Raw genomic sequence first — 16013 nt, 5'->3', positions numbered from 1 at the left:
TCAAGTCATTGTTCAAAAAGACCCTGTTTAATTAAAACGCAAAAATGTTAACCTTGTGTGAATTTAATATTAAGTTTCTTTGGTAATAATTTTTCTAGATGTTTCTTTTGTCTCTCAGATTGGTACGCTTCAGCAATTGGGTCTGTAACATATGTAACGTTTAATTCAAATGTATCTTCTGATTCTGTTAATTCTAATGATTCAACACAGTCTGTATTTGATACATTAAGCGCATTTGAAAATTTAATGATCCCCCCTAATTTTTGAATCATTTCCATTTCATTATCTTTAAACCAAGTTGTTTCTTTAACAAAAAACTTTAATAATGATTTATTTTTAAAACTTGCTAATAACGCTAATTTAACTCTTTCTTTGTGAGTTAAACCATTAATACTTGAATTAGCGATAATATAATACGTATGTTGAGAACTTGAATCTGCATCTATAAATGATCCTAAGTAATATAAATATGCAGCTTTTTTAAATAAATCTCTATCTTCATCAGCCACTTCAAACGACGTATGTTCAATGACTTTAGTTAATAATGTCTCAGCTAATACCATACGTTGTTTACCATTCGATACATGAATGTGATACTCATTGGATAAATATCTTAAAGCTTCTGTTGATACTTTATCTTTATTAAATGCATTTGGAAATTCTTCTTGTAAACGTGTCATTACTACACCTTCACGAAGACCTTTTCTAGAGAACGTAAATCGTGTTGCATCTACACATTCATATAAAGTATTAAATACGATTGAACTTGGCATGATAATATCCGTACGGTCTCTACTTAAGCCATCTAAATCTTTCAATTCATTTTTATTTGCATTTTTTAGTACATCGAAGATTTCTTCAAGCCCTTTTTTATTCATATCATAGCCATGAACACCGGCAATCGGGTAGTCATGTAATGATTGATGTATCCGTGCATTATTTCGTGCTGATCCACCAATACCTATGATTGGAACCTTTTTATCTTTAATCCACTTTTCAGATGAAAATTGTTCTTTGACGAATTTTTCACATTTTTTAATCGCATTTTTATCATTATGTTCTTTATCTTCGAAAAACATTTTCTCTAACGTCACTACACCAAAAGGAAAACTTACCGAGTTTTTAAGTTTCTTACCTTCAAAATAAGTAACCTCTGTAGAGCCACCACCGATATCAACGGTAATTCCATCTTCAATATTCAATGTATGTGTCGCAGCATAAAAACCATAAAATGCCTCATCTTGCTCAGGTATAATTTCAATATTTAAGTTAGTTTTTGATTTAACTGTTTCTATAATTTCATCTACATTCTTAGATTGTCGAATTGCCGCTGTAGCTGCAGGTACAAGTTCTTCAACGTGAAATTTTTTAGATACTTTTTTGAAACTGTTCAACGTTTCAACAATAAGATTAATACCTTCGTGTGCCATGATTTTATCTTCATTTAAATACTGACTTAACCTTGCTGGAGTCTTTACGTTTTGTAATTCAGTTAACCCTGTTTCATTTGAATACTCAAAGATGACTAATCGAATTGTGTTGGAACCGATATCTATTAATCCTAATCTCTTCATAAATTGCCTCCTCGGATCATTCTAGATACACAAAAAGGTGCTAATAGCACCTTTTTGTTATCTTTCTATTTATAAATAATAGCTGCTATTATTTTTTTGAACTAATCATATCTTCTGGTTTAATCCATTCATCAAATTGTTCTTCTGTTAGTAAACCTGATTGAATAGCTGATTCTTTTAATGTTAAACCATTTTTATGTGCATTCTTTGCAATTGCTGCCGCATTTTCATAACCAATATGTGGGTTTAATGCAGTTACAAGCATTAATGATTGATTTAAATAACGGTCGATATTTTCTTCAATTGGTTCGATACCAACTGCACAATTATTATTAAATGTATCAATACCGTCAGCTAATAAATAAATCGATTGTAATGTGTTATATAAAATAACTGGTTTAAATACATTCAATTCGAAATTACCTTGTGATGCTGCAATACCAACTGCTGCGTCATTTCCAAGAACTTGAACTGAAACCATTGTTAACATTTCACATTGTGTAGGATTCACTTTACCCGGCATAATTGATGAACCAGGTTCATTTTCTGGAATTGAAATTTCAGCTAGACCCGCTCTTGGACCTGAAGCCAACCATCTCACGTCATTAGCAATCTTCATTAAGTCACTTGCTAATGCTTTTAATGCACCATGCACATACACAACTTCATCGTGTGCTGTTAAAGCATGAAACTTATTCTCAGATGAAACGAATGGATAACCAGTTTGATTACCGATTTGTTTAGCAACTTTATCACCAAACTCTGGATGAGCATTGATACCTGTACCAACAGCTGTACCACCAATAGCTAAGTTTAAAAGTTGTTCTTTAGATTGGTTTAATAAAGTTTCACACTTATCTAACATATATCTCCAACCACTGACTTCTTGTCCTAAAGTTAATGGTGTAGCATCTTGTAGATGTGTTCTACCAATTTTAATAATATCTTTAAATGCATCTTCTTTTTCTATAAAAGTTGATTTTAATGTATTTAATGATGGTAATAATTTTGATTCAATTTCATGATATAACGCGACATGCATCGCTGTTGGATATGTATCATTTGAGCTTTGAGACATATTAACATGATCATTTGGGTGAACAGACTCTTCAGAGCCTTTTTCAGTTAAATATTCGTTTGCAACATAGCTGACTACTTCGTTCACATTCATGTTACTTTGCGTACCGCTACCAGTTTGCCAAACAACTAAAGGAAATTGATCATCTAAATTCCCTTTTAAAATTTCGTCAGTTGCGTAAACGATCGCTTCTTTTTTATCATCTGATAATTTACCAAGTTCATGGTTAGAAATAGCTGCCGCTCTCTTTAATTGCGCAAATCCGTAAATAACTTCTATTGGCATTTGTTCTTTACCAACTGGGAAATTTTGTTTACTTCTTTGTGTTTGTGCTTTCCAATATTTGTCGCTAGGTACTTTAATTTCTCCAAAAGTATCATGTTCAATTCTATAACTCATTCTTATATACTCCCCTTTATTACTAATTTCATCACTATCTTTTCATCTTTATTATATCCTATAAATTGTATGATTTAAACTCTCTGTAGTCTGATTATTCAAATTCGTTGAAATTATTTTTATTTATAAAATTAAATGAATTAAAAATAAGGTTTTGTCGGCATTTTTTAGCATATGCTTTCCGCAGGCATGTTCTCGCAAGAGCCAGCGCTAAAAAATATTGAAGTGTAGATAACGTGATTGTTTCAGAAAACAATCCTCTTAGATTTTTTAACGAGATAGAAAGTTGAAACTATCTCGTTAGCGGTTAATTCGCTGTTCAAAAACTCAAATTCATTACAATTTACACGTGAATATTGCTCTAACGTGATAGTTTCAGAAAACAATCCTCTTAGATTTTCTAACGTGATAGAAAGTTGAAACTATCTCGTTAGCGATAAATAATTTTCTCAAAAACTCAAATTCATTACAATTTACACGTGAATATTGCTCTAACGTGATAGTTTCAGAAAACAATCCTCTTAGATTTTCTAACGTGATAGAATGTTAAAACTATCTCGTTAGCGGAATTGTTAACTATAAATTGTTGATTTACAGTAAAAAATAAGGCTAAGACATGTATTTATGTCTTAGCCTTACCGCATTTGCTTACTTTTCTTTCTTGTCTTCAAATGATTCATTATTTTGCTCAGAAATTTGTTCCATTTCTTTACCGAGCTCTTTAACGTCATCTAAGTTTTGAACCATTTCATTTTCTTCTTCGTACTCTTTTTTATTCAATTGTTTCACCTTCTTATGAAAATTGAATTGAGAAGTAAGATTTCACATCTTCTGGTAAACCTTGTGCCGCTTCATTATCTAAGATAACTGTTACCATTCGATGTTGTTTTAATTTTGCTGACTCAACTGAACCATTTGCTGATTCTTTATATAATTGACTCACTGCTTTTGCTTTTTCTTTTCCAGTTGCTAGAACAATTACTTCTCTAGAAGGATGAATAGCTTTATCATAATCTAAACCTGTTCTGCTATCTTCTGTTAAAGTTATTACATCTAACATTAATTTATTTTTCTTTTTATCAGTATTTACGTTATCTTTGATAAACGAAACTGCATCACTACCGACATCTGTTTTTAAAATTTGTTTCTCTGGCACACCTAGTTCTTTATAGTAATCTTCTTTACCATCAAAGTCTAAAATATGAATTTGACTAAAGTTTACAGGATTCTTCTTAACATCATCTAATAATTCATCAAAGAATACTGTTTTCTCTGCGTCTAAATGTATACCTACAACTGATGTACTATCCGAATTAAATTGTTTACGAACAACATCCGCCGCATATCGTGCTGCAATATCTTTTGTTTCAAATACTTTAAAGTTTAAAGCCATAATGTCCACTCCTCATTTCAACTAATCTATTTTCAATTCACTTATCTTTAATCATTATCTATTATATACCCTTTTTTAATAGTAGTTAAAACATTTATTTCAGAATCTACAACGACAAGGTCTGCTTGCTTCCCAATTTTGATTGATCCAAGTCTATCATCGACTTTTAATCTGATTGCTTGGTTTAAGCTAGTAGTCCTCCATGCTTCCTCAAGTGTAATGTTTGCGAAGTTCATTAAATTTTTCAATCCATGATTCATTAACAATATACTTCCTGCTAATGCACCTGATTCCAATCGCGCTTCATTATTTTTCACGAACACAGCTTGGCCACCTAAATCATATTCTCCGTCAGTCATACCTTTTGCTCGCATTGCATCAGTGATGACACAAAAATTTTGATTTCCTTTTGCTAAATATGCCAACTTCACAGCTGCTGGATGTGCATGAATTCCATCTACTATAACTTCAGTCGTCAATCGTTCATTTGTTAATGCTGCACCAAACACACCAGGTTCACGGTGCGTAAAAGGCGTCTGTGCATTGTATAAATGAGTAATATGTTTTAATCCGATTTTTACAGCATCTTCTAATTCGTCATAATCACTCACTGTATGGCCTGCCGAGAATATAATATCGTCTTTCATCTCTTTAATTGTTTCTTTTGCCCCTTCTACTTCTGGAGCAATGGTTACAATTTTTATGTTATCTTTTGCTTTTGCTTGATAATTTTTAAGTTTTTCAGTAGTTGGTCTAGAAACGAATGCTGGGTTTTGTGCACCTACTTTATGTTCTGAAATAAATGGACCTTCTAAGTGCACGCCCAGAATTTCTGAACATCGTTCATCTTTCGGTTGAAAATGAGCTACATTTTCTAATGCTTGATTAACTGCTTCTGTAGATTGTGTCATTGTCGTTGCTAAGAAGCTTGTTGTTCCTTCAGAAACTAAATGTGCACTCAATATATCTAATGATGATTCTGTAGCGTCCATGACATCTTGACCGTAACCACCATGAATATGTATATCAATAAATCCCGGAATCACTTGCTGTCCTTCTAAATCTATACTTGTGACATTTCCCGTATATGCCCCTGCCTGAACATCTTGAATATAACCCTTTTTAACTTCAATATAACCATTTTCAATTTTACCTTGTTCTGTATATATCGTTGCGTTTGCTAATATATAATGATCCATTTGAACGTCTCCTTAAAAAGATATTTAATTATTCCAATACTTCGTATATAATAAAGATAACATAACATTATGAGGGGGCTAATTAAATGAATACGCTTTTAATCTGTATGGTTGGTGTAGCATTTATTACTGCGATGTTAACTGCTGGTCGCGATTCTAAAGACTATGGTCTTAAAGAAGAAGATTTAAATAAAGAACTAGAATCTCTTAAATCGAATCATTAATCCTTATATAATGTGAGCCAAAAATAATATTTTTGGCTCACATTTTTTTATGATAAATTCGGATAATTTTGTTGTCTTAATGCTTCATAAATTAATATCGCTGCTGTATTTGAAAGGTTCAGAGATCTCACATTACCATTCATTGGAATACGTAAAGCTGTATCTTTATACTTTTCTTTAACCCAATCAGGTAATCCAGTCGTTTCTCTACCAAAGATAAAATAATGGTCCTCATCAAATTGACTGTAATCAAATTCTGTATGTGGTTGCGTACCAAACTTCGTTAATAAATAGTAATGACCGCCTTCTGTCTTTTCAAAAAATTCTTCAATGCTGTCATAGTAAACGATATTAACAAATTTCCAATAATCTAACCCTGCTCTTCGTAACATCTTGTCGTCCGTACTGAATCCTAATGGTCTAATTAAATGTAAAGTTGTATCTGTCGCTGCACAACTACGTGCAATATTTCCTGTATTTGCTGGTATTTCTGGTTGATATAATACTACATGGTTTGTCATTTTTATTTTCTCCTTGTCTCTAAACCTTTAATCATTTCTTCTTGTACTTCTTCAATTTCATGATCGTAATGATCCATAATAAATGGTCTTGCCGTTTCACCTTGAATTTGTCCAACTGCCCAATAAGCAGTTGCTCTAATCATTGGTCTTTGATCAGTTAATGCAACATCTTTCAAATCTGGTATAGCACTTTCTTCATTAAAATGCGCCAGTGAAATAATTGCATTTCTTTGAATAGGCTTTTTACCTCTCCAAGCACCTGCTAAATGTCCGTAAGTATTTTTGAACTCTTTGTTAGACATTTTTAACAATGGTACTAGTCTTGGTTTTAATATTTCAGGCTCTAATATAATATCATCTTGTTCAGTATTGATACCTCTATTTCTCGGGCATACTTGCTGACATGTATCACAGCCATATAACCGATTACCTATTTTATAACGATATTCATCTTTCAAATAGCCTTTTGTTTGTGTTAAAAAACTAATACATTTTTGACTATTTAATTGACCATTACCAACTAATGCACCTGTTGGGCATCTGTCCACACATATGTTACAATCTCCGCAACTATCCATGACAGGATCATCCGGTTTAAATGGAATACTCACTAACATTTCACCTAAATAACTCCAAGTCCCTAATGATTCATTAATGACAAATCCATTTTTACCCGCAAAACCAAGTCCTGCACGTTCTGCAACTGCGCGATCAGATAATACACCTGTATCAACCATTGACTTTATTTCAACATCTGGTACTTTTTCTTGAAGAAACAGTGCAAGTTTATCTAAACGATTTCTCATGATTGTATGATAGTCTTGGCCCCATGATGCGCGTGCGAATATACCTCTACGATCACCTTTCACACTTCTAGGTGCATCTTTTAATTTATTAGGATATCCTACAGCAATGGCAATGATTGATCTTGCTGAAGGTAAAGTTAACTTCGGAACAGTCCTAAGTTCAATATCACTTTCTTCAAATCCAGAGGCATATCCTTTAGAATGGTAATCTTCTAATTTACCTTTCAATTCATCAAAAGGGTCTGCCGTCGTGAAACCAATTTGATCAATACCAATAGAATGTGCATATTCTATTACTTCGCGCTTTAATTGATCTAAATCCATATTTATTCACCTCACTATCAAACATGCCTATATATTTTAACATATTTAAACCATATCTAAGACATAAATGTATGCGTTAATTTAAATGATATATTTATTTAAATTAAAAATAGGAGAAGTTCAAAATGTCATTGAACTTCTCCTATTTTATTTATGGTGTAATTGTCGTTCCAATTAAACCTGATTTTGAGCTTTTTAGTAATGAATGTTCAGAAGAACCAGAGATAATTTTAACACTTTTACATCCTTCTTTGATTGCTGATATTGCACCTTTGACTTTAGGTATCATACCACCATAGATCTCAGTCGTTTCTATATAATTATTAATGTCATTAACACTTAATTCAGGTTTCACTTTATCTTTAATCAGTACGCCTGGTATATCACTGATTAAGAATAAATCACCTTTCATTTCGCTTGCCATTTTATAAGCTAAGCTATCTGCATTAATATTATAGCGTTGCCCATTTTCTCTCATAATACCTATTGGTGCAACAACTGGAATACTATTAGAACAAATATTGTGAACTGCATCTTGATTGACGGATGCACACTCTGCAACAAAACCATATTTAGTATGTAATGGTTTCACATTAAATAAATTCATATCAATGCCATTCACACCAATCGCGATTGGCTCTTGTTGATTAATTTGATGAACAATATTTGGATTCACTTCACCTATTAAAGTATTAGCTGTTTGTAATAATACTTCGTCATTTGTAACACGTAAACCATCTTCAAATTTGCTTTCAACACCCATTTTACTCAGTTGTTTATTGATAAATGGTCCACCACCATGAACAATGATCGGCGTATAACCTTGTTTCTTCAAAGTTAAAATATCTTCTATGATTGTTTCACTTAAATTACTGAGAATACTTCCACCTATCTTAATGATTGCATATTTCACTTAAATTCCTCCTATTAAGTTCTATATAATGCATTAATTTTCACGTAATCGTACGATAAATCACAGCCATATGCCGTGGATTGATGTTCAGTATCTCCAACAACCGCGTGTATATCAATCGTATCTTGTTCCATTTTTGCTTTTAAATCTAATTCATCATATTCATTTATCATGCCATTTTTAACAAGTAAATGACCACATAACCATACATTGATATCACTTGGATTAACGGTTTGATCACCATATCCAATTGAAGCCGCTATTCTACCGAAATTAGGATCACAGCCATGTACAGCTGTTTTAACTAAACTAGATCCTACAATTGTTTTGGCAATGATATTATTTTGTTCTTTCGTTTGAGCTCCAGTAACATGGGCTTTTATTAATTTTGTTGCACCTTCGCCATCTCTCGCGATACTTTTAGCTAAATATTCACTCACATATTTAACTGCATTTGCAAACTTCTCCCAATCAGGATGTGATTGCGTTAGCATCGTGCTTTTACTTTCTCCATTTGCTAATAAAATAACCATATCATTAGTACTTGTATCACCATCAACTGTAATCATATTAAAAGTATCATCTACAGATCCTTTTAATAAATAGTTTAAGTCATCCACACCAACGTTTGCATCTGTAGTCATAAATCCTAACATTGTCGCCATATTTGGATGTATCATTCCAGAACCTTTGCAAGTTCCTCCTACTGTTACAATTTTATTATCTATTTCTACTTCAACTGCAATATGTTTCGTATTTGTATCCGTTGTTAAAATCGCTTCATTAAAGTTTTCAGATTGAGATTCATTATATATATTAATATTATCAACACCAAAAGAAATTTTATCCATAGGTAAAAATTCACCTATCAATCCAGTCGATGCTACAGCAATTTCATGTTCAGGTATATGAAGTTTTGATGCAACCCAATTTTGTGTTTGTTTCGCATCTTCTAGACCTCTTTCTCCTGTACATGCGTTAGCAATTGCAGAGTTTATAACTACTGCTGATAATTTATGTTCTAAATTAATACTTGCTTCTGTCACTTGTAAAGGGGCAGCTTTAAATGCATTTTGAGTATATACCGCAGCACAATTGGCAGGAACTGATGAATATAACCAGCCAAAATCATTTTTCTCTCTACGTAGTCCAACATGTAGTCCTCCAGCAACAAAACCTTGTGGAGAAGCTACATCACCTTCATTCAATATTGTCATTTCTGAGTCGATTAATTGTTTAGTTTCTTCTAGCATCAAATTCCTCCATTTCTTAAGGGTATACTGGTAATAAGTTCAATCCTTCATTTTCGTTAAATCCATATAACAAGTTCATATTCTGTATAGCTTGTCCACTTGCACCTTTTACTAAATTATCAATGACGGATACGATAACCGCTTTATTTCTGTCTTCATCAACATAAATGCCTATATCACAGAAATTACTGCCAAGGACTTCTTTAGTTTTAGGTAGTTCACCATATGATCTAACACGTACAAATGGTTTATCACGATATGTTTCTTTATATAATTCATGTAAAGCTTCACCAGTAATAGGTTCGTTTAAATCCACATATATCGTTGTTAATATACCTCGTGTCATTGGCACAAGATGTGGAGAAAACGTTACTTTAACGTCTGAATTTGATACTAATGATAAATATTGCTCAATTTCTGGGGTATGCTTATGTGTTCCTAGTTTATAAGCAGATAAATTTTCATTCACTTCACCATAGTGTACATTCTGACTTAAACTTCTCCCTGCTCCGGAGACACCCGTTTTAGCATCAATAATGATTGAATCTTTGTTGATACATTTTTGTGCTAATAATGGATGTAACGATAATAATGTTGCAGTTGGAAAACATCCAGGATTCGCAATAAGGTTTGTGTCTTTCGTCACCTTAGACCATTCTGCAATACTATATTCGGCTTGATCAAGTATGCTTTGCTCAGCCGGTCTCTCTCCATAAAATTGTTCGTAAGTATCTGGATTTTTAATTCTGAAATCACCAGATAAATCAATTACCTTAATATTTCTTTCTAATAATCCAGGTATAAATTGCTTACTTACATTTGAGGGTGTTGCAAAAAATATTAAATCACAATCTACTGTTTCTATATCTAAACTTGAAAATGGTACGTGAATATTATCTTGTAGATGTGGGTATGTTTCTTTGATTTGCTCACCAGATTTAGAATGTGAGAATACATATTTAACTGTTACTTCTTTATGTTGATTTAGAAGTCTAATTAATTCTATTGCTCCATATCCACTTCCACCAACGATACCTACTTCTAACACCGAAACACCTCTTTTTAAATTTTTTGTTACAGTACTTTCGATAAAAATTGTTGCGTTCGTTCATTTTGCGGATGATCAAATATTTGTTCTGGTGTACCTTCTTCTTGAACAATACCTTCATCCATAAAGATGACATGGTCACTTACATTTTTCGCAAATCCCATTTCATGGGTAACTACTACCATTGTCATGCCCTCTTTAGCCAAATCTTTCATAACACCTAGCACTTCACCTACAACTTCGGGGTCTAGTGCTGAGGTTGGTTCATCAAACAGAATCACTGCTGGATTCATAGCTAATGCTCTTGCTATAGCTACACGTTGCTTTTGACCTCCTGAAAGCTTCGAAGGATATACATCTGCCTTATCTTCTAAACCAACCTTTTGGAGTAATTGCTCTGCTTGAATTTCTAATTCAGATTTATTTCCTTTTTTTAACGTTAATGGCGTTAATGTTATATTTTCTATAACTTTCTTATGCGGAAATAAATTGAAACCTTGAAACACCATGCCCATTTTTTGTCTCAATTGATCTAACTTTGCACCTTTAGTGTTTGTTAAATCATTATTTTCAAAAACGATTTGACCAGATGTGGGTTCTTCAAGTAAATTCAAACATCGAAGCAATGTACTCTTACCACTTCCAGAAGGACCAATAATGGCAACGACTTCACCTTTTTCAATGTGTAAATTAATGCCTTTTAATACTTCGTTCTTACCGAATGATTTATGCAGATCGTTAACTTTAATCACTGACACTATACCTCCTTTCAGCAAAGTACATAATTCTTGATAACGTAAACGTTAAAATAAAGTACAGTACTGCTGCTACTAATAATGGTGTGAATGGGTCGAATGATGCTCCTTGAACAACTTGTGCATTGAACATTAATTCACTTACACCAATCACTGATACGATAGATGATTCTTTAATTACAGTTACAAATTCATTCCCTAGTGCTGGAAGAATATTTTTAATCGCTTGTGGAAGAATAACTTTCTTCATAGCTTGTGTTTGATTTAAACCTAGAGATCTTGCTGCTTCCATTTGACCTTTATCTACAGCATTAATACCTGCTCTTATAATTTCTGCAATATATGCACTACAGTTAATAATTAATGCGATAATACCGCAAATGAGTGCTGATAAATCTAAGCCAAGTACAGCTGTCGTACCAAAGTAGACTAGGAATACTTGCACAAGTAATGGTGTACCTCTTAAGAATTCAATATATATAGAAGCAATTGTTTTTAAGATTTTACTATTACTAAGTTTCATTAATGCTAAGAAACAACCAATGATTGCACCGGCTACAACACCTAAAAATGATAATAATATTGTATAGCCAACACCATGTAAGAAATATGAACCGTATTTACTTAAAAATGATCCATCATCAAACATTGCTTCAGTTGCCTTATCTTTATAATCATCAATTAAATGATTATCACGTACATCTTTTACGCTTTTATTCACCCTGCTCATAAGTTCCGGTGAATCTTTAGGCAATGCAATTGCTGTTGTCTTATCCGCATCAGAGAATTTCACATCAGAATATGTTAAGTTCGGATTTTTCTCTAAATAAGCATCTGCAACAGGTCCTTCAATAATCATCCCATCAATCTTCCCAGAATTGAGTGACATAATAACTTCTGGTACCCTTGTTAAAGAACTAATTTGTGAATCAGGCATTTCTGATTTTGCTAATTCTTCTTGTGTTGTTTGTTTTTGAACACCAATCATTTTCCCTTTAAAATCGTTAATTGTTTTTAATTTGTCTTTATCTTTCTTCTGAATGATTAATCTTTGATTAACTTCCATATAATCATCAGAAAAATCTACTTCTTTTTTTCTTTCAGGAGTTGGCGCCATACCAGATATGATCATGTCTATCTTCCCGGTTTTTAAAGCACCTAATAAACTATCAAATTGCATATTCACTATTTTCAATTTGATGTGGTTATCTTTCGCAATTTTTTTAGCAAGTTCTATGTCGATACCTGCATATTCACGTTTACCATCTTTCGTATGTTCAAATTCATATGGTGCATAGTCTGCTGATAACCCTACTCTAAGCTCGCCACGTTCTTTCGCTTTATCCCATTGATCATTCCCTGCTGCATGAGATTGCTTGGGAGCTAAATAAGGTACTAGCACTAACAAACAAAATGTAACGAGAACGACTTTAATTAAAATGTTTCTCTTCACCGTTCTAACCTCCTGAATTAATAATATTCATTATTATACGCATTTTTGTAATTTTATGCAACATGATATTATAAAAAAATATGAATGTTTACACTCATACATTTCTAAACATAATTTCAATTCGACGCTTTCCTTTCATATCATGGTGTCACTGGTGATAAATACTTCTCCTAAACAAGCTTATTTGATTAGAAATATGCAAAATAATCTAATACAATCTCGTATGCTTTAAGTGAAGTACTATCTGATTTTCCATTATTTAACGCATTCAGTAAAACTTTGGAATTAATAATTACTACTCTTAACGTATTCACAAAATATGCAATTTTTTTTATAACGTCTATTATGTTCTTTTGATGTTCATCCCCCAAATAATAAATAATGTTTAATTCTACATCAATTCAATAAAAGTCACAATCTAATTTTACATAATATTCTTACAATTCAACTTATAATGTCCTCAATAAAATTAAAAAATGGGAGCGGGACAGAAATCTAATTTTCATAAAAAAGATTTCGTTGTCCCGCCCCGGCAAGGATGATTAGATACTAAAAGAGACTGAGACATGCATTATGTCTCAGCCTCAGCTTCATTAAAATTACGATGTTTCTTTAAATAAAAAGATTTCTTTTTTATACTTTGGTAAGTATTTCAAACAAAGTTTATGTACAAGAAATGCAAATACAAATGGTATAACAAAATATGCACAAATCAATAATAAGACATTATTTAATATCGAACCATCCATGAACTTCAATGCATTTGCTGGACCGACAAATCCTGTATAACCAAATCCTGTAGACATTGGCGTACCTTTAATCCCTACAAAATAAGTTAATAAACCACTCATTAATCCATTTATCATTAACGGAATTATAATAATAGGATTTTTAAAATAGACCGGTATCATCATTTTAGCAGCGCCGATGATTAATACGATATTTATACCTTTATCATTCACTTTCCATGATCCCATTAAGAATGTCACACAAGCAGCTACAATACCCATATTACCTGCCCCTGAACTTAAACCTTGTAAACCAACAGCTGTTGCAATCGCAACTACTGATATAGGTGTAACCATTAACAATGCATATGCTATAGCAATTAAGATACACATAAGTAATGGATTGAATGTAGAGAACTGTTCAATTAATTTACCGATTCCTTTAGTCACGATGCTCACATAAGGCAATGTTAGCATACCAATAAAGCCACTGAATACTGAAATCACAATTGGTAAAATCAACATATCTAATGATCCAAATTTACCTTTTAATTTAATCATTAAATAGCAACTAATAATTAATACAACTATTAAATTGACGACATCACCTATGCTGGCGAATGTGAATTGTCCATTTTCGTAATGAAGTGCACCAGAACCGATTAAACCAGCTGCACCAATCATAACTGCATCGGTTGCTTGGAATTTAAATTGATTCGCAACAACAATACCAATAATGAAGCTCATCGCAAATTGCATCAGTATTAATGCTTGATAAAACATTTCTAGCAATGGATGAAATTGAGCTAAATAACTAAATAATACGCCCAGTATTGCGTTTGGTATAAGTGCGATGACAATACCTACACCTATTCCATTTAATATGTTAAAGAAAAATTCTTTAACTGTGTAATGCTGATTCATACGATTCCTCCAAAAATAAATATGTATTAATCATATAGGAGTTTAATTTATTAAACAATATATTTTTAATTGATTGCTAACGACATCACAATTGGTCCCTGTGTTAAAATTAATGGGAGAACATACGAAAGGTGGTACTTGTATGCCTAATTTAAATGATGTTGCTAAAAAAGCCGGTGTTTCCCCTAGTACAGTTTCTAGAGTCTTAAATAATCACCCTTATGTTAATAAAGAAAAGAGAGAAAAAGTTTTACAAGTCATTAAAGATATAAATTACATCCCTAATATTAATGCTATTCATTTAAAAACGGGGAAAACACATTTAATTGGAGTAATTATTCCTTTCTCAAGTCATCCTTACTTTTCAAAACTTATACAGGGTATATCTGAAGAAGCAATTAAAATGAATAAAAAAATTGTACTCTTTCAAACTGCTTATGACCTTGATCAAGAACTTGATGCACTTGAAATGTTAAAACTGAAACAACTTGATGGACTGATTATCTGTTCAAGAAACATTTCTTTAAATATTATCAATGATTATCTTCAATATGGTCCGATATCCATTTTTGAAAACACAGATCATACAAATTTACATTCTACATACATAGACCACTACGAAGCATTTTTAAAAGCATTAAATCATTTGTACGATTACGGTCATAGGCACATCGGTTGTGTCGTTAATAGAACAAAGAGTACAAGTTCAATACAACGCATTCAAGCATATAAAGATTTTTGTAAAAATAAAGAACTTACATTTGATCCACAGAACATTTTCGAAAACTATGTCTTACTAGAAGATGGCAATAAATTATGTAAAAAGCTTGAATCGTTAACACACCCACCTACTGCTATTATTGTTACGGGTGACAGCACTGCTGCAGGATTAATCTTAAGTATAAATGATGATTTAAAACAACGTTTATCAATAATTGGATTTGAGAATCATGAAATATCAAACCTAGTCAACTTAACAACAGTAGAAATTCCCCTACTGCAAATAGGTAGACATTTATTTAAACAACTATATAACACTTCTATAAGTCACACATCATTTGAAACTAAACTAATACAAAGAGAATCCGTTAAGAATTTAAACCGTTGACATGAAATGCATTTCATAGATTATCCTTTAATTAATAAAATCTAGGGGGTAATTGTTATGAATAAGCAAAAAATTGGTATTGATGGATGCAATATTACGTCAGAAATATATTTAGAAATCATTCAACACACAACGAACGTCGAAATCGTCGCATGTACTGATGATAGCTTATCAAAAGCAATTAAGATGAAAGAAAAGTACAACATACCATTTGTTATGACGAGAAGTAAAATGTACAAAGATCACAATATTGATTACATTATTAAGTTATAAAAAACGTAAGCAAAAAAACACCTTAACTATATGGCACTGC

The 16013-nt window shown here is 32.2% G+C and carries 16 protein-coding genes; 3 read left to right on the top strand and 13 right to left on the bottom strand.

Annotation, left to right across the window (positions count from 1 at the left end):
• Window positions 1–47 precede the first annotated feature (47 nt).
• The 5 genes from ppx to nagA form a co-directional block, all read right to left on the bottom strand.
• Window positions 48–1574: an exopolyphosphatase gene (gene ppx / locus P3U32_RS04650; protein ID WP_323704448.1), complete on the bottom strand. Its 1527-nt coding sequence runs from the start codon at window positions 1572–1574 to the stop codon at window positions 48–50.
• Window positions 1575–1662: 88 nt separating this feature from the next.
• Window positions 1663–3051 carry a class II fumarate hydratase gene (fumC, locus tag P3U32_RS04645; protein ID WP_323704447.1) on the bottom strand — a complete coding sequence of 463 codons (1389 nt, stop codon included), beginning with the start codon at window positions 3049–3051 and terminating at the stop codon, window positions 1663–1665.
• 648 nt (window positions 3052–3699) lie between these two features.
• Window positions 3700–3840, bottom strand: a complete 141-nt coding sequence (locus tag P3U32_RS04640; protein ID WP_323704446.1) for an SAS053 family DNA gyrase inhibitor — start codon at window positions 3838–3840, stop codon at window positions 3700–3702.
• Window positions 3841–3844: 4 nt separating this feature from the next.
• Entirely contained in the window at window positions 3845–4444 is a 600-nt protein-coding gene (locus tag P3U32_RS04635; RefSeq protein ID WP_323704445.1) for a glucosamine-6-phosphate isomerase, read from the bottom strand.
• A 47-nt stretch (window positions 4445–4491) separates the two neighbouring features.
• Complete coding sequence (gene nagA, locus P3U32_RS04630) at window positions 4492–5643, bottom strand: N-acetylglucosamine-6-phosphate deacetylase (RefSeq protein ID WP_323704444.1); 1152 nt, start codon at window positions 5641–5643, stop codon at window positions 4492–4494.
• A gap of 86 nt (window positions 5644–5729) precedes the next feature.
• Between nagA and P3U32_RS04625 the strand changes: the two genes are divergently transcribed.
• Window positions 5730–5867, top strand: a complete 138-nt coding sequence (locus tag P3U32_RS04625; RefSeq protein WP_323704443.1) for a hypothetical protein — start codon at window positions 5730–5732, stop codon at window positions 5865–5867.
• A gap of 47 nt (window positions 5868–5914) precedes the next feature.
• Here the strand turns inward: P3U32_RS04625 and trmL are convergent, their stop codons facing one another.
• From trmL to P3U32_RS04585, 8 genes are all read right to left on the bottom strand, one after another.
• Window positions 5915–6388 carry a tRNA (uridine(34)/cytosine(34)/5-carboxymethylaminomethyluridine(34)-2'-O)-methyltransferase TrmL gene (gene trmL, locus P3U32_RS04620; protein ID WP_323704442.1) on the bottom strand — a complete coding sequence of 158 codons (474 nt, stop codon included), beginning with the start codon at window positions 6386–6388 and terminating at the stop codon, window positions 5915–5917.
• 2 nt (window positions 6389–6390) lie between these two features.
• On the bottom strand, window positions 6391–7518 hold the full coding sequence (gene queG / locus P3U32_RS04615) for a tRNA epoxyqueuosine(34) reductase QueG (RefSeq protein ID WP_323704441.1): 1128 nt from the start codon (window positions 7516–7518) through the stop codon (window positions 6391–6393).
• A 151-nt stretch (window positions 7519–7669) separates the two neighbouring features.
• On the bottom strand, window positions 7670–8431 hold the full coding sequence (gene argB, locus P3U32_RS04610) for an acetylglutamate kinase (protein ID WP_323704440.1): 762 nt from the start codon (window positions 8429–8431) through the stop codon (window positions 7670–7672).
• Between the two features lie 14 nt (window positions 8432–8445).
• The gene (argJ, locus tag P3U32_RS04605; RefSeq protein ID WP_323704439.1) at window positions 8446–9684 is read right to left on the bottom strand and encodes a bifunctional glutamate N-acetyltransferase/amino-acid acetyltransferase ArgJ; all 1239 of its coding nucleotides are present in this window, start codon (window positions 9682–9684) and stop codon (window positions 8446–8448) included.
• A 16-nt stretch (window positions 9685–9700) separates the two neighbouring features.
• The gene (gene argC / locus P3U32_RS04600; protein WP_323704438.1) at window positions 9701–10732 is read right to left on the bottom strand and encodes an N-acetyl-gamma-glutamyl-phosphate reductase; all 1032 of its coding nucleotides are present in this window, start codon (window positions 10730–10732) and stop codon (window positions 9701–9703) included.
• Between the two features lie 26 nt (window positions 10733–10758).
• Window positions 10759–11484 carry an amino acid ABC transporter ATP-binding protein gene (locus tag P3U32_RS04595; protein WP_323704437.1) on the bottom strand — a complete coding sequence of 242 codons (726 nt, stop codon included), beginning with the start codon at window positions 11482–11484 and terminating at the stop codon, window positions 10759–10761.
• Window positions 11477–12940, bottom strand: a complete 1464-nt coding sequence (locus tag P3U32_RS04590; protein WP_323704436.1) for an ABC transporter substrate-binding protein/permease — start codon at window positions 12938–12940, stop codon at window positions 11477–11479. The genes P3U32_RS04595 and P3U32_RS04590 overlap by 8 nt, the downstream gene beginning before the upstream one ends.
• Window positions 12941–13539: 599 nt before the next feature.
• Complete coding sequence (locus tag P3U32_RS04585) at window positions 13540–14592, bottom strand: PTS sugar transporter subunit IIC (protein ID WP_323704435.1); 1053 nt, start codon at window positions 14590–14592, stop codon at window positions 13540–13542.
• Window positions 14593–14734: 142 nt separating this feature from the next.
• Between P3U32_RS04585 and P3U32_RS04580 the strand changes: the two genes are divergently transcribed.
• Together P3U32_RS04580 and P3U32_RS04575 are read left to right on the top strand one after the other, a co-directional pair.
• Window positions 14735–15700, top strand: coding sequence for a LacI family DNA-binding transcriptional regulator (locus tag P3U32_RS04580; RefSeq protein ID WP_323704434.1), 966 nt, complete (start codon window positions 14735–14737; stop codon window positions 15698–15700).
• A gap of 57 nt (window positions 15701–15757) precedes the next feature.
• Window positions 15758–15973, top strand: a complete 216-nt coding sequence (locus tag P3U32_RS04575; RefSeq protein WP_323704433.1) for a hypothetical protein — start codon at window positions 15758–15760, stop codon at window positions 15971–15973.
• Window positions 15974–16013 lie beyond the last annotated feature (40 nt).

The sequence above is a fragment of the Mammaliicoccus sp. Dog046 genome, from assembly GCF_034039665.1.
Lineage (GTDB): Bacteria > Bacillota > Bacilli > Staphylococcales > Staphylococcaceae > Mammaliicoccus.
This window is presented reverse-complemented; position numbering and strand designations above follow the sequence as displayed.

What these genes read in the sequence shown, in the direction of transcription:
- P3U32_RS04580 (WP_323704434.1), top strand. Translation starts at nt 14,735, where the DNA reads ATGCCTAATTTAAATGATGTTGCTAAAAAAGCCGGTGTTTCCCCTAGT.
- P3U32_RS04635 (WP_323704445.1), bottom strand. Translation starts at nt 4,444, where the DNA reads ATGGCTTTAAACTTTAAAGTATTTGAAACAAAAGATATTGCAGCACGA.
- P3U32_RS04575 (WP_323704433.1), top strand. Translation starts at nt 15,758, where the DNA reads ATGAATAAGCAAAAAATTGGTATTGATGGATGCAATATTACGTCAGAA.
- P3U32_RS04585 (WP_323704435.1), bottom strand. Translation starts at nt 14,592, where the DNA reads ATGAATCAGCATTACACAGTTAAAGAATTTTTCTTTAACATATTAAAT.
- ppx (WP_323704448.1), bottom strand. Translation starts at nt 1,574, where the DNA reads ATGAAGAGATTAGGATTAATAGATATCGGTTCCAACACAATTCGATTA.
- trmL (WP_323704442.1), bottom strand. Translation starts at nt 6,388, where the DNA reads ATGACAAACCATGTAGTATTATATCAACCAGAAATACCAGCAAATACA.
- fumC (WP_323704447.1), bottom strand. Translation starts at nt 3,051, where the DNA reads ATGAGTTATAGAATTGAACATGATACTTTTGGAGAAATTAAAGTACCT.
- P3U32_RS04625 (WP_323704443.1), top strand. Translation starts at nt 5,730, where the DNA reads ATGAATACGCTTTTAATCTGTATGGTTGGTGTAGCATTTATTACTGCG.
- nagA (WP_323704444.1), bottom strand. Translation starts at nt 5,643, where the DNA reads ATGGATCATTATATATTAGCAAACGCAACGATATATACAGAACAAGGT.
- queG (WP_323704441.1), bottom strand. Translation starts at nt 7,518, where the DNA reads ATGGATTTAGATCAATTAAAGCGCGAAGTAATAGAATATGCACATTCT.
- argJ (WP_323704439.1), bottom strand. Translation starts at nt 9,684, where the DNA reads ATGCTAGAAGAAACTAAACAATTAATCGACTCAGAAATGACAATATTG.